The following is a 20,194-nucleotide window of genomic DNA, read 5'->3' on the forward strand; positions in this document are numbered from 1 at the left end:
ATTATCAATTTTCAAACATACTATTATGAGCATACCAGCAAATTTAAAGTACACAAAAGATCACGAATGGGTTAGCATCGAAGGCGATGTTGCGACTGTAGGAATTACTCATTTTGCACAAAAAGAGTTAGGAGATATCGTGTATGTTGAGGTAGAAACTTTAGATCAGACATTAGATAAAGATGAAGTTTTTGGAACAGTTGAGGCTGTTAAAACAGTTTCAGATTTATTTTTGCCTTTAACAGGAGAAATTATTGCTTTCAATGATAGTTTAGAAAGTGCTCCAGAAACTGTAAATTCTGATCCTTACGGTGCAGGATGGATGATCAAAATAAAGATTGCTGATGCATCAGAAATTGATTCATTATTGTCTGACGCAGCTTACAAACAACTTATCGGTGCCTAAACAACTTCTTTTAATTTGGGCGATTATCTGCTCAGGTATCATTACTTATTTTTGTTTGACAAATTCAAGTAATATCCCAGCAATTAATTTTCCAAGCATAGATAAAATTGTTCATTTTTGTTTTCATTTCGGATTTACAATTTCGTGGATTTTGTTCTTCAAAAAAGAACTTAAAGGGCAGCATGCAAATGATTATAAAGCCTATCTGATTTCGTTTATATTTTCCGTTTTTTTTGGAATTACAATCGAAATTCTGCAGGGAGTCTTAACAACTACAAGAACTCCTGACGTAACAGATGTTTTATCAAATACAATTGGTGCAACCGCTGGCGTATTTTGTGCTATTGGTTTAAGGAAGCAGATTGACAAAATAATAGGAATATGATTACCCACTTCGGTGGGTTTTTTATTATACTAAAACGAAGCTTTATAAATAGTGCTGTTTTTTGAATTTAAAATGTATTTTTGTGCCGATCTGATATAATATAAATCATGAACATTAAGCAATACCTTGATTCAACGTATCTTAAAACTGCTTCGCAAGCTGGACTTTCGGAAGCAGAAAATGATATTGTTGTACAAAATGCAATTGAAGAGGCAATTGCAGAAGGTTTTAAATTGATAATGATTCGGCCGGAAAATGTCAGCTTGGCGAAAAAAATGATTCTGAAGGCTAATTCGACTTTGCTTGTTGGTACTGTTATTGATTTTCCGGAAGGCAAATCAGATTTAGAAACCAAGATTAAAGAAGCAAATGAAGCTATTGAAAATGGCGCAGACGATTTAGATTTTGTCTGCAATTATGAAGCTTTCAAAAATGGAGATATTGCATTAGTCAAAAACGAAATTTTAATAGGTATTCAAATTGGTTTAGCGCATAATAAAACTGTAAAATGGATTATTGAAACTGCAGCTTTAACCGATAAAGAAATTATTCAGCTTTCGGCTTTGATCAAAAATGTGGTGATATCTAATTTTAAAGAAGACGATTATGCATCCGTTTTTGTAAAGTCATCCACAGGTTTTTTTAAAACAGAAAATGATTTGCCAAATGGTGCTACCGTTCCAGTGATTATTATAATGTTAGAAAATGCTTCACCTTTGCCAGTTAAGGCGGCAGGTGGTGTCAGATCATATGAAGATGCAATAGAAATGATTCGTTTAGGAGTTAAACGTATCGGAACTTCAGCAGCAAAAAAAATTGCTAATGGAGAAAATACCCCAAATCAATATTAAATGAAAACCAAATTTTACGCAACAAATAAAAGTGCATTCTCTTTTGTTTTGCTGTTAAGCTCGCTATTTGCTTTTGCGCAGAACAATACTTCTTCTGTTCAATCAGGATTTACAAGTGAACAATTTCCTGTTTTTGATAATTGTCAAAATTTAGCCGATAAAAAATTAGAAAACTGCTTTTATAAAGAAGTTCAGGATTTTGTTTTTCAAAATTTTGAAGTGCCTGAAAATCTAAAACAATCCAATTATAAAGGTGAAGTAAAAGTACTTTTTGAGGTTGATGCAACAGGTATATTTAAAGTGATTTATGTAAATACAGCAAATGAAGAATTAGCTGCAGAAGCGAAACGTGTTTTCGGCAAATTTCCACAGATAAAACCTTCTACTTATAATGGAAAGCCAACATATTCAAAATATACGATTGCAATTGGTATTCCTTTAAAAAATTCTGATCAGCTTGCAGCAGAAGCTTTGGCAGCATCCCAAATTTTAAAGCCGGCTGAAAAACCTATGACGGAATTGGACAGTATTGTTTATAAAAAATACAATAATCCAGAATTTGAAAGTCATTTAAATATTCCGTTTTCTCATAGTTATTATGCGCAGTTTGATGGCGCAATGAATCAGGTTGGAAGTAATAATCATACAGCTTCAAAACCCTATACTTATGCTGAGGTTTCAAAATATTATAATTTGAAAGCGGTAAATGAATCGCTTCAAAAAAATGTTTCGACGTGGCTGGGCAGAAAATGGTGGAATGAAAACTTAGTTCAGATTCAGGGAGAGGATTATTGGCTGACTTTAAACCCTATTGTTGATCTTGAATTAGGAAAAGCTTCAGATCTTGATGCTTCTTATACGTATGTAAATACGCGTGCTTTAAATTTTAGAGGAGGTTTAGGAAAACAAATAAACTTTACAACAACGATTTTTGAAAGCCAAGGCCGTTTTGCAGGATATTTTAATGATTATGCCGAATCGCTTAAACCATCTGGAGGAAATCCTGCGATTATTCCTGGCGTGGGTATTGCAAAAGGATTTAAGACGGATGCATATGATTTTCCTTTGGCGGAAGCTAATATTACTTATACGCCATATAAATTTTTTGATCTGCAGTTAGGTTATGGCAGAAATTTTATTGGAGATGGATATCGTTCATTGCTTGAAAGTGATGGAGCAAGTCCGTATCCATATTTTAAAATTAATACAACTTTCTGGAAAATTAAATATACAAATACGTACATGTGGCTGAAGGATGTTCGTCCTGAAGTTACAGTTGATAAAACATATGCCACAAAATTTATGGCAAATCACTATTTAAGCTGGAATGTTTCAAACAGATTAAATTTAGGTTTCTTTGAATCAGTTGTTTGGACAGATACTAATAATAGAGGGTTTGATGTCAATTTTGTGAATCCAATTATTTTTTACCGTACCGTTGAATTTACGTCTTCTTCAAGAAGCGGTAATGCAATGCTTGGTATTACGGGAAAATATAAATGGAATAACAGTATAAACTTGTATTCGCAGTTTTTAATCGATGAATTTTCGGTTTCTGATGTAAAAGCAGCGGATAAAAGCTGGAGAAATAAATTTGGTTTTCAAATTGGAGGAAAATACTTTAATGCATTTGATGTAAAAGATCTTTTGGTTCAGATAGAATACAACCATGTGCGTCCTTATGTGTATTCGCACAGTGCGGTGATTACAAATTATGGACACAATAATCAAAGTCTTGGTCATCAATGGGGAGGGAATTTCAATGAGCTTGTGATGATTGGTCGTTATCACAAAGGACGTATTTTTGGTGATGCAAAATTTACTGTTGGAACACGAGGATTAGATTTTAATACCACTAAGGATAGTTATAATTACGGAGGCGATATTTATAAAAGCTATGATGTAAAACGTCCATATGATACTGGAGTTAAAGTAGGACAGGGAAATAAAACTAGTGTTTTTATTGCTGATATTCAAGGAGGATATTTGATAAACCCGATGACGAATTTGAAATTGTATGGAAGTTTCATTTACAGAAATTTTGATCCGACCCAAGAAACAGCTACGACTTTTAAACAAAGTACGACTTGGTTTACTATAGGATTGCGTTCAGATATTTTTAATTGGTACTTCGATTACTAGAATTTTTATAGGATTTTTCGAAACAATTGTGTTAAAGATTTACAAGTCCTTATTTAGTAACGGTTTTATTGAAAAAAATCTAATTTTATAGTTCTTTATTCTACAATCTAATTTGTACATTTGCAGCACTCAAAAAAATATACAAACAATAGAGGTTTGAACACTACTAAAAATACAATTTCACTAAAATCAATATTTCTGGACTTCAAAGAGATTACAAAGGCTGGTTTGGCTATCAGTGTTTTGTTTTCTTCAATTGCCGGATATTTATTAGGTGTAAATAGCGAGCACCCTTTTAAATGGAGCGTTTTGCTTGTTTTGTCAATTGGCGGTTACTGTATGGTTGGAGCTTCGAATGCATTTAATCAAGTAATTGAAAAAGATATCGATGCCTTGATGGATAGAACAAAAAATCGTCCCGTTCCTTCAGGACGTATGTCTCCAAAAATGGCTTTGTTTGTAGCAAGTCTGCTGACCATTATTGGAATCACTTTGCTTTATACCATAAATGCAAAGTCAGCAATGTTTGCTGCTATTTCCATATTTTTATACACAAGTATTTATACACCTTTAAAAACGGTTACTTCATTATCTGTATTTGTTGGTGCTTTTCCTGGTGCAATACCATTTATGTTAGGTTGGGTTGCCGCAACGGGTGAATTCGGAATTGAAGCAGGAACTTTGTTTTTGATTCAGTTTTTCTGGCAGTTTCCTCATTTTTGGGCAATTGGCTGGTTTTTGTATGAAGATTATGAGAAAGCTGGAATCTTCATGCTTCCAACAGGGAAAAAAGATAAAGGGACTGCTTTGCAGATTATTTTATATACCATTTGGCTTATCATAGCTTCATTACTTCCGGTTTTGGGCTATACAGGACAATTGTTTATTTCTCCTATTGCTGCGGTGTTAGTATTTTTATTAGGATTATGGATGCTGTTTTACGCGGTAAAATTATATCAATTGCGAACAGCAAAAGCGGCAAGAACTTTAATGCTGGTGAGTGTTTCATACATTTCACTATTGCAGATTGTATTTATAGTAGATAAATTTTTAAGATAGTTATGGAAATGACAATTAAAGCAAGTGAAGAACAAGAGAGTAAATCAAAATCGGCTAAACTGATTTTGTTATTCGCCATGGTGAGTATGACCATGATGTTTGCGGGACTTACAAGTGCATTTGTAGTTAGTAAATCAAGAGCCGACTGGTTGAAGGATTTTGAATTGCCAATTGCATTTTATTATAGTACAGCAGTGATTATTGGCTGTAGTGTTACTTTTTATCTGGCAAAAAAAGCAATCCAGAAAGACAACAGAAGCTTAACAACGGCTTTGTTGTTAGGTACATTGGCTTTGGGTGTTTTGTTTGTAGTTTTACAGCTTGTAGGATTCGGACAGATCATGGAAAGTGGTTATTATATGACAGGTCAAGGCAGTTCAATTACTGCAACCTTCCTTTATGTAATTACTTTTGTACACCTACTGCACTTACTTGGCGGGTTAATTTCGCTTTTAATTGTAATTTATAATCATTTTAAACAAAAATACAATTCAACTCAAACTCTTGGTATAGAACTAGGTGCAATGTATTGGCACTTTCTAGACTTATTGTGGGTTTTATTATTTTTATTTTTATATTTCTTTAAATAAGAAAAAAACGTAAATTTGGGAACTTTTTAACGAATATCTTTTATGGAAGCGACAGTTACTACTGCAAACAACGACGAAAAAACTTGGGGAGGCGGCAATGAGCCATTAGGAGCAAGTTATGGTAAAATGATGATGTGGTTTTTTATCGTATCAGATGCCTTGACATTCTCTGGATTTCTAGCGGCTTATGGTTTTTCTAGATTTAAATTTATTGAAACTTGGCCTTTGGCTGATGAAGTGTTTACTCACTTCCCATTTTTGCATGGTAATCCACAACCAATGCTTTATGTAGCCTTAATGACTTTTATTTTGATTTTTTCATCTGTAACAATGGTTTTGGCAGTTGATGCTGGTCATCAATTGAAAAAAACAAAAGTTGCATTTTATATGTTCTTAACTATTATTGGAGGTTTAATTTTCGTTGGTTCTCAAGCTTGGGAATGGAAAAACTTCATTAAAGGAGAGTATGGTGCAGTTGAGACAGCAGGTGGAAGTTTGTTGCAGTTTGTTGATAAAGATGGTAAAAGAGTAGCTCTTGAAGAGTTTGCGGTAAAATTGCCAGAACAGCCAGAAGAACTTACAAGAGCCAAAGCAAAATGGTTTATGGAAAGCGCTGAAACTGTTTCAACATATTCAGTTGCTGAAATCCAGGCTGGTTTTAAGGCGCATCCTGAATTATTGATCAGAACAGAAAAACTTACAGCTGAAAAGAAAAAAACAGTTTTAACAAGAGCAGAATCTGAAAATCGTTTAGCGACTGCAAAATATGTTGTTGAAGGTGCAAACTTAACTAGAAACGAATACGGAAGTAAATTATTTGCTGATTTCTTCTTCTTCATTACAGGATTCCACGGATTCCACGTTTTCTCAGGAGTTATTATTAATATCATTATTTTCTTTAATGTATTATTAGGAACTTACGAGAAAAGAAGAAGCTACGAAATGGTAGAGAAAGTTGGTTTATACTGGCACTTTGTCGATTTAGTTTGGGTATTTGTATTTACAGTTTTCTACTTAGTTTAATTTTAGATTTTAATTATTATGTCACACGAGCACGTATCAAATACAAAAAGAATCTGGTTTGTTTTTGCATTACTATCAGTAGTAACAACAATAGAGGTTATTCTTGGTATCTACAAACCTGGAGTATTAGAGTTTAATCATTTTGTAGGTTTGAATTTGTTGAACTGGATTTTCTATATCCTGACAATTTTCAAAGCTTATTATATAGTATGGGCATTTATGCACATGGAAGGTGAAAAAAGCAGCCTTAGATGGTCTGTTGTATCACCAGTTATTTTCCTAGTTTTATATTTATTGTTTATTCTGTTGACAGAAGGACATTATATTTATGGGGTTTTTAAAGATTCTACTATTAAATGGAATTTTTAACATGATATTAATTCGAAAAGAAGCTCCGATTTGCGGAGCTTTTTTTATTTTTGTACCTCAATATTTGTACGCATAAACAATGAAAAAAAATATAGTTCTCTTTGTACTTTTTGTTCTGCCTATTGTAGCTTATTTGTTTTTTGCATCTGGAGTAAACAGCTTTACTAAACTTCCTACCATAACTCCACAAATTGCTGATCTTGGCAATTGGAAATCCTTAAAAGGTGAAAAAGTAACTTTAAATAAGAAAATTACAATACTTGGTTTTTCGGGTACTGAAATCGTGAAAAACAGAGGTAACTTTTTTAATCTGAACGAAAAGATTTATCAACGCTATAATGGTTTTAAAGATTTACAGTTTGTAGTTATCTGTCCATTAGGGACGGAGGAAGACGCTAAAAAACTTGTTGAATCTTTAGGCTCTTTTACAGATGTTTCGGGCTGGCATTTTGTTTTTGCTTCTCCAGAAGAAATCAAAGCTTATTATAGCCAGTTGTTTTTAAAGGGCAAACTTGATAGTAATCTTGGAACATCAAATGTTTATATTGTTGATAAAGAAAGAAATCTTCGAGGACGAAAAGATAAAGACGATTACAAAGAAGGATATGATACTTTTCACCCTTCAGAGCTGAGCAACGAAATGCTTGATGATTTTAAAATCATTTTATATGAATACCGCGCTGCTCTTAAAAAGAACCACAATGCCACTAAAGAACTTTAATTTTTACCTACATGTTTAAAAATAAATCATATATCGGAATTTCGTTTATCGTTTTGATTTTCGGAATTTATGCAGTGCCAAAAATTGTCGACAGAATTCAAAACGGTGAAGTTGTAAAAGGAAATCGTTTGGATAATGTTGGTTTAAAAAATTCGAAAGAAGGAGGTAAATTATTGACCATCGGTCCGGCTCCTAAATTCGAATTAACAAATCAGGACGGTGCTAAAGTTTCAAATGAAACGTATAAAGGAAAAGTTTATGTTTTGGAGTTTTTCTTCACAACTTGTCCTTCAATTTGTCCAAAGATGAATTTAAGTATGCTGGAAATTGAAAAGACTTTCTTTGGAAATCCTAATTTCGGAATTGTTTCTATTACAATAGATCCTGCTCATGATACGCCGCAGGTTTTAAAAGATCATGCAAAATTATTAGGTGTTAAATCTTCAAATTGGAATTTCTTAACAGGAGATAAGGCAACGATTATGGATTTGTCTAACAAAGGTTTCAATTTATATGCAGGAGAAAATGATAAAGTGAATGGTGGTTTTGAGCATTCAGGTTTATTTGCCTTAATTGATAAAGACGGAAAAATTCGATGCAGAAAAGATGATTTTGGAAATCCAATTTTATACTATGATGGCTTAGATAAAAAAGGAGTTAGAGAAATTCAAGAAGATATTAAAGTATTATTAGAAGAATAAAATGGAAGATAATTCGATAGAAAAAAAATACAATAAATTTATTATTGCGGTTTCAATTGTAATACCGGTGGTTGTGGCAATTTTATTTGGTGTGAAGCTGAAAGATTTTGGATATAATGTTGAACCGTTATCTATGTTGCCTCCAGTTTATGCGACAATAAACGGTTTAACAGCAGTTGTACTGGTTGCGGCTGTAATGGCTATTAAAAATGGAAAACGTTTATTGCATGAGCGTTTAATGACTTTTGCAATTGCTTTGTCTGTTGCTTTTTTAGTGATGTATGTTGCTTATCATATGACGGCAGATTCTACTAAATATGGTGGTGAAGGAGTGTTGCGTTACGTATATTTCTTTATTTTAATCACTCACATTTTATTGTCGATTGCTATTATTCCACTTGTTTTATTTACTTACGTTAGAGCATTGGCGCAACGTTTTGACAGGCATAAAAAATTGGCTAAAATAACTTTTCCGCTTTGGTTATATGTTGCGGTTACAGGTGTTGTAGTTTACTTAATGATTTCTCCTTACTATGTACATTAATAGAAAAAATAGGTTTCAAGTTTCAGGTTTCAGGTTTCAAACTTTGTTTTTTGGAATTTGTTTCTTCTTAATTGGGATTTCAGCGAATGCTCAATGTGCGATGTGTCGTGCTGCACTTGCGGGAGATTCAAATGTAAAGAAGGCAGAAGCTGTAAATGACGGAATTGTATATTTAATGGTAATTCCGTATTTGCTTGTAGGTATAATTGGTGTTCTGATTTACAGAATGTATCAATCTAAAAAGAAAAAAGCCGAATAATTTTATTCGGCTTTTTTTATAAGTGCTATTTTCAATTTTCTTTTAGTGAAATAATATGTTCCAACAAATAATAAGAACATGATTATTTTGCAAAATAAAGCGAGAATAAAATTCGAAGGATAAATGTCTAAATCGGAGTACATTGTCCAAGAACTTGGAAGGTAGTCACGATGGAAAGTTATAATAAATATCATCAATCTTTCAATAGAAACCATTAATAGAAAGCTAAATACTATTCTTAAAAGAGATTTTTATAAACTTTTTTAATTCGTAGTAGCTGCGTAATTAACAGCCATAAAATCGGTTGAGCCCAAATTCCAAACCAATATTTCCCGAACATTCTGTTTAATAGAAGATTTTGTTCTTCTGCATTGCTTTCAAAATAAAAAACAAAAATTCCAATAATCCAGATTGTGAAATAAATTACGCCAACGAAAGAGATGAAATTTGTTGCTTCCTCATCTATTTTATACAGAATAGAATTCTTTGTAAATATTGAGATAATTAAAAAAAGCACTGAATACAAACCAAATGCTGTGAAAAAATCCACAGTTAGGATCTGAAGTAAAAGCATTATATTTTCCTTCATTTAGGTTTTGTTTTCGATTGATGTTAAATTCAGAAACCAGTTATTTTTATTTTAATCCATCAACAGAAACATTCACGGTTCCGTTTATTTTTATAAAAGCGATAATTGCCTGATTGGTCAGCTGAATTTTATCAAATTGAATGTCTTCCATTTTTCCGTTTACAAAAACACCGGGCATTGGAGAATAGTTCTTTAGATAAGAAGCCATACTCTTTTTCCCTTCTTCTAAATTTGGCTGAATAGAGTAACGGCAGTTTTCTTCCATTTTTCTTAAAATGTAACCTTGTCCTAGCCAGCTTGCAGTTCTCATTAATCTGCTTTTGGTGTCTAAAACATAATCTAATTTGTCAAAATAAATTTCTTTTGTCTGCGGATTGTATTGTGGGAATCCGTTTAGGTATAAAGTTCCGTTTATAGATCCTAAAACGTCTAAAGCAATTACCATTTTTCCGTCTTTATGCCAAATTGCAACATTTTTCACGGTCACTTTTTTACTTCCGGATCCAAATTCCTGATTAGCAAAATTTTGGGTCATTATTTTAGAAGCATCTGCATAAGTTGAGATTGCTGCAATATTGGCCGAAATTTGATTTGGAATTTTGGCAACAGGTTTTAAAACAGTTTTATTGGCGTTGAATTTAGATTCAGGCTTTTTGCCAACAATTGTTTCCATGTTGCATTTCATTCCCATATCTAATAAAAACGAATCATTTTTTAGTTTTACATTGGTTGAATAAACTTCAATTGGAACAATTCTTAACCAGCTTTCATAGGTATCACTCATTTGAAATGGAGTGCATAGTTTTTCTAAAGCTGATAAAACATTCGGTTTAAAGTCCATTGATGTTTCAATTGCTTCGTCTATTGTCTTTTCAATTTGTGATTTAAAAATTGAAATTGCAGGATTTATCAAATACGTAATTGGCATATTTTTCCCAAACACTGTCATCGTTGGGCTTTCGTTCCAGTTTAATGATTTAAACTCGGTTTTTGTGTTTAATTTCCAATTGGTCAAAGCGACATCGCTGGATAAAGTGATGACTCCATTTAGATTAAATTCGCGCGTATCATATAATTCAACGCCTAATTTTTTAGTTCCAATTCTGTATTTAATGGTTGCTTTTAAAGGAAGAATCGTTTTTATCTTTTTATTTGGAGCTGCAGGGTCATTTTGGATTTTTATTGGAGCCTGTTTCCAGATTTTAATTTCGATATCATCATCTTCAATATTGTTGTCCTCGTAAATTAGTCCATTTAAGAGTGTATTGGTCTGATTTTCTATGTCAGACAGTTTTACTGTTATCGGTAAATTAATAAAAGACGGATTTGCATCATAAACTAGTGGGCTGGCGTCGTCTGGCTCTGGTTTTAAAGTTTCAAGTTTTTGTGATGTTGAACAGCTGAAAAGCAGTATAGTAGCTGTAAATAAAGCGAAAATTGAAGAAAACTTCATAGGTACAATTTTTTTTAAGTGAGACAAAATTAAGAAAAGAATTAAATAATCTTAAAAAAGTGTAACAATTACAAAAGTGCACCGTCTTATTTAAGTATTAAAATAAATTATTAACGTTTTGTTATCATAATTTACTTATAAAAAATATTATTATTGTTTTAAAAATTAACAATACCATGATTGAAATAAAAGATTTGCATAAATCCTATAAAATGGGAAGTTCAGAACTGCATGTGTTAAAAGGTATTAATTTTAATATTGAAGAAGGTGAGCTTGTCGCTATCATGGGATCTTCAGGGTCAGGAAAATCTACGCTTCTTAATATTTTAGGAATTTTAGATGAAGCTGATTCTGGAAGTTATACTTTAGATAAAACTCCAATCAAAAAATTGAACGAAACGATAGCCTCAAAGTATCGCAATAAATTTTTAGGATTCGTTTTTCAATCTTTTAATTTGATCAATTATAAAAGTGCACTTGATAATGTGGCAATGCCATTATATTATCAAGGTATAAAAAGAAAAGAACGTTACGAAATTGCAATGAGATATTTGGAGAAAGTTGGTTTGGGTTCACATTCACATCATTTGCCAAATGAACTTTCCGGAGGTCAAAAACAGCGTGTTGCAATCGCAAGAGCATTAGCCTCAAATCCAAAAGTATTACTTGCTGATGAACCTACAGGGGCTTTGGATACTAAAACTTCTTATGAAGTAATGGAGCTTATTCAAGGAATTAACGATGAAGGTAAAACTATTTTGATCGTTACGCACGAACCAGATATTGCCGCTATGTGCAAGAGAAATGTGGTCCTGAAAGACGGATTAATTATTGACGATAAAAAAGTAGAACAAGTTAGAGCTTCATCTTATGTTTAATATTGAGCGTTGGCAAGAAATATTTGATGCAATCTCCAAAAACCGGCTGCGTACCTTTTTGACTGGAGTTTCAGTTGCATCTGGGATTTTTATTTTGGTGATTTTGCTTGGAGCTGGAAAAGGGCTTCAAAACGGTATTGAGAAACAATTTGAAAATGATGCCCAAGGAATTATTGAAGTTTGGTCGAATGTAACAACTAAAGGGTATAAAGGGTTAAATCCAGGAAGACAAATTCAATTAAGAAACAGCGATTATGATCTTCCAGTGTCGAAATTTAACGACCAATTAGATAAAAAATCTTCTGTTCGAAGTACTTGGGGAGGGATTGTGAGCTATGGAAAAGAATCAGGAAATTATCAGTTTCGCGGAATTACACCAGATTATTTAGCACTTGAAAATGCTACTATTATTAATGGACGTTTCATTAATAACAGTGATATGGTAAATAACGAGAAAGTTGTGGCTATTGGTTTAAAAGTTAAACAGGATTTGTTTAAAGAACAAGATCCAATAGGAAAAGAAATTTTAGTTAATAATATAAATTTTAAAGTAGTCGGGGTTTTTACAGATCCATCTGGAGAACGAGAAGAATCTAGAGTTTATATGCCTATAACGACTAATCAGCGTGCTTTTGGAGCCGGTGATAAATTAAGCGGCATGCAGTTTGTTTTAAATAAAAAACCAGATTATGATCAGGCTTTGGCACAGTCTAAGCGATTTACTGAAGGTGTAAAAGAGCTGTTAAAGAGCAAAAATATTGTTGCTCCGGATGATGACAGTGCGATTGGGGTTTATAATTCGGTAGAAGATGCAAAGCAGTTCTATGATTTAAATCTTTACATCAGATTGTTCTTTTGGTGGGTTGGTATCTGTACTATTATCGCTGGAGTTGTTGGAGTAAGCAATATCATGCTGATTATAGTAAAAGAAAGAACTAAAGAAATTGGAATTAGAAAAGCTTTGGGAGCATCACCATTTTCGATCATCTCAATGATACTTCATGAGTCTATTTTTATTACGACAATTGCTGGTTTTACTGGATTATTAGCAAGTCTTTTATTGTTAGAATTTGTGGGGCCGATGGTACAGAGTGAATATTTTAGAAATCCAGAAGTAGATTTTAGTGTCGCTTTGACAACACTAGTTTTACTTGTATTTGCAGGCGCGCTTGCTGGATTTTTCCCAGCTTACAGAGCAGCCAAAATAAAACCTATTATAGCACTTAGAGACGAATAATTATGTTTAAAAAAGATAATTGGGACGAGATTTTACAGGCCTTAACGGCTAATGTTTTCAGGACAATTCTGACTGCATTTGGCGTGTTTTGGGGGATTTTTATTTTGGTAATATTGCTTGCAGCCGGTAACGGTTTAGAAAATGGAGTAAAAAAAGGTTTTGACGGTATAGCCACAAATACCATGTTTATGTGGAGTCAGACAACTTCAAAAGCTTATAAAGGATTGCCTAAAGTACGCAGATATGATTTTAGAAATAGTGATGTCGCAGCATTAAAAGCAGCTTTGCCAGATTTATTATATGTTTCTCCTCGAAACCAATTGGGAGATTTTAACGGTACAAATAATGTAGTCCGTGGCACTAAAACTTCGGCATTTACTATCTATGGAGATTATCCGGAACTGATTAAGCAACAGCCTATGGATATCATTAAAGGCCGATTTATCAATCAGCAGGATATTTTAGACAGAAGAAAAATAGCTGTGATTGGACAAGGGGTTATTTCTGAACTTTATGGGAAAGCAGAAGAAGCAATTGGAACTTATATTAAAGTAAATGGGATTAATTTTATGGTCGTTGGTGTTTATCATTCTAAACAGCAAGGCGGTAATGCAGAGCAGGAACAAAAAAATATTTTTGTTCCATTTACTACCTTTCAGCAGGCCTTTAATTATGGTGATAAAGTGGGCTGGATGGCGCTTACTGCAAAAGACGAAACTTCGATAACCGATTTAAAGCCGAAAATTTTAGAATTAATAAAAGCACTTCATTCTGTCAATCCAAAAGATGAAAGAGCAGTTGGTAATTTTGATTTGTACGAACAATTTAATAAAGTACAGAGTTTGTTTAATATCTTGAAAATCATTGCTTATTTTGTTGGAACTCTGGTTTTGATTTCTGGAGTAATTGGGATTTCAAACATTATGCTTATTGTAGTTAAAGAACGTACAAAAGAAATTGGAATCCGCAGGGCCTTGGGGGCAACTCCATCAGCCATCCGCGGGCAAATTTTATCTGAATCTATCTTTTTAACTATTATTTCAGGAATGCTGGGAATTGCAGTCGCAACGGGAATTATTGCTGTTTTAAATATGGCGCTGGATTCCATGCCGCCGGGCAACAATACAATGTTTGCAAACCCAAGTGTAGATTTAGGAGTAGTGTTTGTTGCCTTATTAATATTAGTGGGTTCAGGTTTGCTAGCCGGATTTATTCCTGCTCAGACCGCAATTAATGTAAAGCCCGTTGACGCTTTACGAACAGAATAAATTATCAATCAAAATATAATCGATTAAACCAAAAACAAAATGAAAAAAGGAGTAACCGTAACCATTTTAATCTTTATTGCAATAATTTTCTTTGGTGCACTTTATTATTTGTATGCTAAAAATCAAGAGTCGCCAATTGTTTTTCAAACTGAAAAGGCAGAGATTAAAACGATAGTAAAAAATACCATTGCAACAGGTAATATTCAGCCTGATGAAGAGGTCTTAATCAAACCAAACATCTCGGGAATTATTGAAGAAGTATATATTAAAGCTGGAGAGAAAATTAAAGCCGGCGATATGATTGCCAAAATTAGAGTTGTTGCCAATGTGTCGAATGTAAGCAATACTCAAAATCAGGTACAAACTGCTAAAATTGCATTAGATAATCAGGAGAAAATCTATCAGAGACAAAAAACACTTTTTGAAAAAGAAGTAATTTCTGCAAATGATTTTGATGCAGCTCAATTGACTTACAAACAAGCGAAACAGAATTACCTGGCTGCAAAACAAAGCTTAGATATTGTTAAAACAGGAACAACAACATCTTTGGGCAGTTATGCAAATACATTAATTCGTTCAACTGTTAACGGAATGGTATTGGCAGTGCCTGTAAAAGTTGGAAATCAAGTTATTGAAAGTAATAATTTTAACGAAGGAACTACAATTGCCAGCGTTGCCGATGTTGGAAGAATGATTTTTATTGGAAAAATTGACGAGTCTGAAGTAGGTAAAATTAAAGAAAAAATGCCTATTGAGATTACAGTTGGTGCCATTGAAAATAAAAAATTCGATGCATATTTAACAGATATTGCTCCAAAAGGTGTTGTAGAAAATGGCGCTATTCAGTTTGAAATAAAAGCCAAATTAGAAAATAAAGGAGATACTTTTATTAGAGCTGGATTAAGTGCAAACGCATCCATTATATTAGATAAAGCAGATAAAGTTTTGGCTATTAAAGAATCACTTGTGCAGTTTGACAAAAAGACTCAAAAACCTTATGTAGAAGTTGAAACGGCACCACAAAAATTTCAGAGAAGAGATTTAGTTTTAGGTGTTAGTGACGGAATTTATGTTCAGATTAAAAGCGGTGTTGCAGCTTCTGATAAAATCAAAATCTGGAACCAAGGCTTGATCAACGAAGGAGATAAGGATAAAAAATAATTTGATTATTTAAAAGAGTTTTTGGGTTTTTAAAATGTTAAATTTGCATGGCTTGCTTGCTGTGCTTCATTCAAAATATATGAAAATAAATAAAATAAATAGTCTAGTTTTTGCCATGCTTTTTGGATTTGGATTATCAGGTCAAGCACAGACAAAACATTGGACACTGGAGGAATGCGTTAGATATGCATTAGATAATAATATCACGATAAAGCTATCAGAATTAGATGTTGAAAATGCTGAAATAAATAAAAAAGATGCATTTGGCAAATATCTCCCATCAGTTAACGGAAATGCGTCACATTCCTGGAATATTGGTTTAAATCAAGATGTAACTACAGGTGTTTTGCGTAATCAGACAACTCAATATTCATCTGTAGGTCTAAATGCCGGAGTTGATATTTACAGAGGTCTGCAAAATCAAAATACATACAGACGAACAAAACTTGCTATTATTGCGTCACAGTATCAATTACTGAAAATGCAGGAAGATATTTCTCTGAATGTTGCAAATGCTTTTCTTCAGATTTTAGGCTATAAAGAAGATTTAAAAATAAAAACAGAACAGCTTTCTATTGATGAAAAACGTTTAAAACGTTCTGAAGAAATGGTTAGTGCAGGAACAATTCCGCGTGGTGATTTATATGATTTGAAAGCCACTATTGCAACAGATAAACAAAACATTGCAGTTTCGGAGAATAATTTGCTGATCTCAAAATTGAGTTTGGCACAGCTTTTACAGCTTAAAGAATTTGCAGATTTTGACGTTGTTGATGATACCAATGCAAAAGATGAAAATAATATCATGGCACAAAGCCCAACTGATATTTATAATAAAGCAAAGGAAACAAGAACCGAATTAAAATTGGCACAAACCAATCTTGAAATTGCTGAGAAAAATGTGGCAATTGCTAAAGGTGCTTTTCAGCCTACTCTAAGTGGTTTTTATGGTTTTAATACGAGAGCAAGTTATAGTGATCAAATAAAATTTGATGCAAATAATCAGCCTTATACGGTAGGACCAGATCCAATATTCCAGCAGTTTAGCGATAATAAGGGACATAACTTTGGTTTGCAATTGAATGTGCCAATTTTCAATGGATTCTCTGTTAGAAATAATGTTGAACGAAATAAAGTAAGTTTAGAAAAATCTAAAATAGATTTAGAGCAAAAAAGTTTAGATTTGCAACGTAACGTGTATACTGCGTTTACAAATGCAAAAGCTGCGTTAAATACGTACGAAGCTGCAACGATAACTTTAGAGGCAAGACAGCAGGCTTACAATTATGCTAAAGAAAAGTATGATGTAGGATTGATGAATTCATTTGATTTTACGCAGGCTCAAACGTTATTAACAAATGCGCAGTCTGATGTTATCAGAACGAAATACGATTATTTATTTAAAATAAAAATTCTTGAATTCTATTTTGGAATTCCAATTGTTCCAATTCCTGCAAAATAATTTACTATGTCAAAAAAAACAATTTATTTCTTAGTCGGGGGCGCAATCATCATTATTGCGACTTTAATAGGTTTGTCGAAATCGGGAGTTATAGGAAATAAGGATGAAGGAAAAGAAGTAGAAATCTCAAAAGTTATCTCGTCAACAGTTGTCGAAACGGTTTCGGCAACTGGAAAAATCCAGCCTGAAATTGAAGTTAAAATTGCTTCAATGGTTTCAGGTGAAATTATTGCGCTGAATGTAAAAGAAGGTCAAGTTGTTAAAAAAGGGGATTTATTGGTTAAAATAAACCCAGATTTATATACTTCAGGTCTGGAACGTTCTGTTGCAAATCTTGCAGGGACTAAAGCTGGTTTGACACAATCTGATGCAAGCTATAAAGAAGCAAAGGCAAATTACGAGCGTAATAAAACCTTGTATGATAAAGGTGTAATTTCAAAATCAGACTGGGACAAAGCGATTTCGGCTTATGAGGTAGCAAAAGCAACAAAACAAAGTTCGTATTATAATGTTCAGAGTGCTACGGCTTCTGTTACTGAAGCTAGAGATAATTTAGGGCGTACTACTATTTATTCTCCTGCCGATGGTACCATCTCAGTATTAAATGTTGAGCTTGGAGAACGTGTTTTAGGAACACAGCAAATGGCTGGAACAGAACTTTTGAGAGTGGCCAACCTTAACAATATGGAAGTTGAAGTTGATGTCAACGAAAATGATATTGTAAAAATTAAGATTGGAGATGAGGCAAATGTTGAAGTTGATGCTTATTTGAAAAAGAAATTCAAAGGTATAGTAACCAGTATTTCGAACTCAGCAAGCACGGCTTTGACTTCAGACCAAGTTACAAACTTTAAAGTTAAAGTTCGAATTCTAAAAGATTCATATAAAGAGTTATTAGAAGGAAAACCAGCAGCTTATTCGCCTTTCCGACCTGGAATGACCGCCACAGTTGATATTATTACGACAACTAAAACAAATGTTTTGGCAGTGCCAATCAGTTCTGTTGTAGTAAAAGCTGATACGGCTGCAGTAAAAGATTTTAAAGCTGAAGATCCAAACGAAGATAAAAAAGCAGCACCGAAAAGCGATAAAAAATTCGAATGCGTTTTTGTAAAAGTTGGAGATAAAGCTAAAATCAGAATCATCAAAACTGGAATTCAGGACGATACGAATATTGAAGTAATGGCTGGATTAAAACCAGGCGATGTTGTAATTACAGGACCTTATACAACCGTTTCTAAAGATTTGAATTCTGGGGACAAAGTAAAGCTTAAAAAAGCGGAAGCGCCTAAAAAGTAGATTCTAGTATGATAATTGCTTTGCATGGAATGCCGTCAGAAATTATTTTTAGTATTTTTGGAAGCTCTATCAGTGTAATTGTATATTTGATATGGGTGCATTATAGTGTATATAAAACAAAATATTATAATGACGAATTTAAATATTTTGCAATAGAAAAAAAGCTGATTTTATACATAGGCTTTTTATTGGGAAATTTAGGTGTATCATTTGTCTTGTTCTGGTTATTAACCTTTATTTTTGCGTCTTTAATTTTTGTATAATTTTTTAATCACACACCGTATTGTCTTTTATTCTTAACATCGAAACAGCAACAAAAAATTGTTCAGTATCAATTGCAAAAAATGGTGAAACTATTCTATGCAAAGAAATCGCTGAAGAAGGATATTCGCATGCCGAAAAACTTCATGTTTTTATTGAAGAAATAATTACAGAATCAGGAATCTCGGTTCAAGATTTAGGGGCTGTTGCGGTAAGTCAGGGACCAGGATCCTATACAGGTTTGCGTATTGGAGTTTCTGCAGCAAAAGGCTTGTGTTATGCTTTAAATATTCCGCTGATCGCTGTTGATACATTAGAGACCTTGGCTTCAAGAGTTTCTGTTTCAGAAGGAAAAATTATTCCGATGCTTGATGCCAGAAGAATGGAAGTTTACAGTGAAATTTTTACTTCAGATTTTAAAAGAGAAAGAGCGATTCAAGCTGAAATTATTTCTGAAGAATCTTTTTCAGAATACAAAGATGTGCTTTATTTTGTTGGTGATTGTGCCGAAAAATGCAAGCCAGTTTTAACAAAAGAAAATTTTGTTTTTTTAGAAGAAATCAAATATCCTTCGGCAAGAGAAATGAGTAAAATCAGTTATGATAAATATCAAAAAAGCGACACCGTAGATGTCGCTTATTTTGAGCCTTATTATTTAAAAGATTTTATGATGACACTTCCATCAAAAAAATAATTATCTATTTTATTTTTGAAGCGTAAACGGCTGAACAGAAATTCCTGCTTCGTCTAAAGCTATTTTGCAGTTCTCTAAAGTTTCAGAAAAAACAGCTCCATAATTGCCATTTTTTGCCCACGGACGAACCGCAAAATCCACAGAACTTGCTGATAAATTTTTTACAAAAACTTCTGGTGCAGGAGTCTTAAGCACTTTTGGGTTTTTATTCAAAACATCTAAAAGAACCTCTTTTGCTTTTTTGATATCGGAGTCGTATGAAACTGAAAAAGTCAAATCTGCTCTTCTTTCTCCCTGCATGGAATAATTGATAATTGTTCCATTTGACAAAGCACCATTTGGAACAAAAACAGTCTGATTATTTCCTGTCAGCATTTTGGTGACAAAAATCTGGATTTCTAAAACTGTAGCAATAACGCCCTGTGCTTCGATTGTATCACCAACTTTAAAAGGCTTAAAAACAATAATTAACATACCGCCGGCAAAATTAGAAAGCGAACCTTGTAATGATAAACCAACTGCAAGTCCCATTGCTCCTAAAATGGTAACAAATGACGTAGTAGGAATTCCGAGATTTGAAATAAAGGTTACAAATAATAAAATTCGGAGTGACCATAATAAAATATCGGCGAGAAATTTAGTCAATGTAGGATCTAAATTTCGTTTCACCATTATTTTCCTGATCGATCTGTTTATTAATCTTATGGCGTATAAACCAACAAATAAAACGATAAGAGCAGAGATTAATTTTGGAGAATAATCTACTAACACTCCTATTAGTGCGTTGGCGTAAGTGCTGAATTGTTCTGGGCTCATAATTGTATTTTAAGGATAAAAAAAAC

At 33.1% G+C, this 20,194-nt stretch carries 21 protein-coding genes; 19 read left to right on the plus strand and 2 right to left on the minus strand.

What is annotated here, in order from left to right; all coding sequences use genetic code 11:
* Nucleotides 1-25: 25 nt before the first annotated feature.
* From gcvH to GKZ88_RS11350, 12 genes are all read left to right on the plus strand, one after another.
* Nucleotides 26-406: a glycine cleavage system protein GcvH gene (gene gcvH, locus GKZ88_RS11295; protein ID WP_035651485.1), complete on the plus strand. Its 381-nt coding sequence runs from the start codon at nt 26-28 to the stop codon at nt 404-406.
* Nucleotides 399-791, plus strand: a complete 393-nt coding sequence (locus GKZ88_RS11300; RefSeq protein ID WP_347343872.1) for a VanZ family protein — start codon at nt 399-401, stop codon at nt 789-791. Before gcvH ends, GKZ88_RS11300 begins: the two co-directional genes overlap by 8 nt.
* Nucleotides 792-898: 107 nt before the next feature.
* Complete coding sequence (gene deoC, locus GKZ88_RS11305; RefSeq protein ID WP_155102489.1) at nt 899-1,642, plus strand: deoxyribose-phosphate aldolase; 744 nt, start codon at nt 899-901, stop codon at nt 1,640-1,642.
* On the plus strand, nt 1,643-3,784 hold the full coding sequence (locus tag GKZ88_RS11310; RefSeq protein ID WP_155102490.1) for a gliding motility protein RemB: 2,142 nt from the start codon (nt 1,643-1,645) through the stop codon (nt 3,782-3,784).
* 156 nt (nt 3,785-3,940) lie between these two features.
* A complete protein-coding gene (gene cyoE, locus GKZ88_RS11315; protein WP_155102491.1) occupies nt 3,941-4,843 on the plus strand; it encodes a heme o synthase in 903 nt (300 codons plus the stop codon).
* A gap of 2 nt (nt 4,844-4,845) precedes the next feature.
* The gene (locus GKZ88_RS11320; protein WP_155102492.1) at nt 4,846-5,433 is read left to right on the plus strand and encodes a cytochrome c oxidase subunit 3; all 588 of its coding nucleotides are present in this window, start codon (nt 4,846-4,848) and stop codon (nt 5,431-5,433) included.
* Nucleotides 5,434-5,475: 42 nt separating this feature from the next.
* Complete coding sequence (locus GKZ88_RS11325; RefSeq protein ID WP_155102493.1) at nt 5,476-6,456, plus strand: cytochrome c oxidase subunit 3; 981 nt, start codon at nt 5,476-5,478, stop codon at nt 6,454-6,456.
* Nucleotides 6,457-6,474: 18 nt separating this feature from the next.
* The gene (locus GKZ88_RS11330; RefSeq protein ID WP_155102494.1) at nt 6,475-6,825 is read left to right on the plus strand and encodes a cytochrome C oxidase subunit IV family protein; all 351 of its coding nucleotides are present in this window, start codon (nt 6,475-6,477) and stop codon (nt 6,823-6,825) included.
* A gap of 79 nt (nt 6,826-6,904) precedes the next feature.
* A complete protein-coding gene (locus GKZ88_RS11335) occupies nt 6,905-7,546 on the plus strand; it encodes a hypothetical protein (RefSeq protein ID WP_155102495.1) in 642 nt (213 codons plus the stop codon).
* An 11-nt stretch (nt 7,547-7,557) separates the two neighbouring features.
* Nucleotides 7,558-8,247: an SCO family protein gene (locus tag GKZ88_RS11340; RefSeq protein ID WP_155102496.1), complete on the plus strand. Its 690-nt coding sequence runs from the start codon at nt 7,558-7,560 to the stop codon at nt 8,245-8,247.
* Nucleotide 8,248: 1 nt separating this feature from the next.
* Nucleotides 8,249-8,791: a DUF420 domain-containing protein gene (locus GKZ88_RS11345; RefSeq protein WP_155102497.1), complete on the plus strand. Its 543-nt coding sequence runs from the start codon at nt 8,249-8,251 to the stop codon at nt 8,789-8,791.
* Complete coding sequence (locus GKZ88_RS11350) at nt 8,781-9,050, plus strand: hypothetical protein (RefSeq protein ID WP_155102498.1); 270 nt, start codon at nt 8,781-8,783, stop codon at nt 9,048-9,050. The genes GKZ88_RS11345 and GKZ88_RS11350 overlap by 11 nt, the downstream gene beginning before the upstream one ends.
* A gap of 635 nt (nt 9,051-9,685) precedes the next feature.
* Here GKZ88_RS11350 and GKZ88_RS11355 read toward each other — a convergent pair.
* Nucleotides 9,686-11,092 (minus strand): DUF4403 family protein, encoded by a 1,407-nt coding sequence (locus GKZ88_RS11355; protein ID WP_155102499.1) that lies wholly within the window; start codon nt 11,090-11,092, stop codon nt 9,686-9,688.
* 176 nt (nt 11,093-11,268) lie between these two features.
* Between GKZ88_RS11355 and GKZ88_RS11360 the strand changes: the two genes are divergently transcribed.
* The 7 genes from GKZ88_RS11360 (at nt 11,269) to tsaB (ending at nt 19,352) form a co-directional block, all read left to right on the plus strand.
* Entirely contained in the window at nt 11,269-11,970 is a 702-nt protein-coding gene (locus GKZ88_RS11360; protein WP_155102500.1) for an ABC transporter ATP-binding protein, read from the plus strand.
* Nucleotides 11,963-13,207: an ABC transporter permease gene (locus tag GKZ88_RS11365; protein WP_155102501.1), complete on the plus strand. Its 1,245-nt coding sequence runs from the start codon at nt 11,963-11,965 to the stop codon at nt 13,205-13,207. Before GKZ88_RS11360 ends, GKZ88_RS11365 begins: the two co-directional genes overlap by 8 nt.
* Nucleotides 13,208-13,209: 2 nt before the next feature.
* On the plus strand, nt 13,210-14,475 hold the full coding sequence (locus GKZ88_RS11370) for an ABC transporter permease (protein WP_155102502.1): 1,266 nt from the start codon (nt 13,210-13,212) through the stop codon (nt 14,473-14,475).
* Nucleotides 14,476-14,514: 39 nt separating this feature from the next.
* Nucleotides 14,515-15,636 carry an efflux RND transporter periplasmic adaptor subunit gene (locus tag GKZ88_RS11375; protein WP_155102503.1) on the plus strand — a complete coding sequence of 374 codons (1,122 nt, stop codon included), beginning with the start codon at nt 14,515-14,517 and terminating at the stop codon, nt 15,634-15,636.
* Between the two features lie 79 nt (nt 15,637-15,715).
* Nucleotides 15,716-17,098, plus strand: a complete 1,383-nt coding sequence (locus GKZ88_RS11380; protein WP_155102504.1) for a TolC family protein — start codon at nt 15,716-15,718, stop codon at nt 17,096-17,098.
* A 6-nt stretch (nt 17,099-17,104) separates the two neighbouring features.
* A complete protein-coding gene (locus tag GKZ88_RS11385) occupies nt 17,105-18,397 on the plus strand; it encodes an efflux RND transporter periplasmic adaptor subunit (protein WP_155102505.1) in 1,293 nt (430 codons plus the stop codon).
* Between the two features lie 283 nt (nt 18,398-18,680).
* Nucleotides 18,681-19,352 carry a tRNA (adenosine(37)-N6)-threonylcarbamoyltransferase complex dimerization subunit type 1 TsaB gene (gene tsaB, locus GKZ88_RS11390; protein WP_155102506.1) on the plus strand — a complete coding sequence of 224 codons (672 nt, stop codon included), beginning with the start codon at nt 18,681-18,683 and terminating at the stop codon, nt 19,350-19,352.
* 9 nt (nt 19,353-19,361) lie between these two features.
* On the opposite strand, the gene GKZ88_RS11395 is transcribed toward tsaB, so the two are convergent.
* Complete coding sequence (locus GKZ88_RS11395) at nt 19,362-20,168, minus strand: mechanosensitive ion channel domain-containing protein (protein ID WP_155102507.1); 807 nt, start codon at nt 20,166-20,168, stop codon at nt 19,362-19,364.
* Nucleotides 20,169-20,194: the final 26 nt, after the last annotated feature.

Source organism: Flavobacterium sp. LC2016-01 (genome assembly GCF_009711135.1).
Lineage (GTDB): Bacteria > Bacteroidota > Bacteroidia > Flavobacteriales > Flavobacteriaceae > Flavobacterium.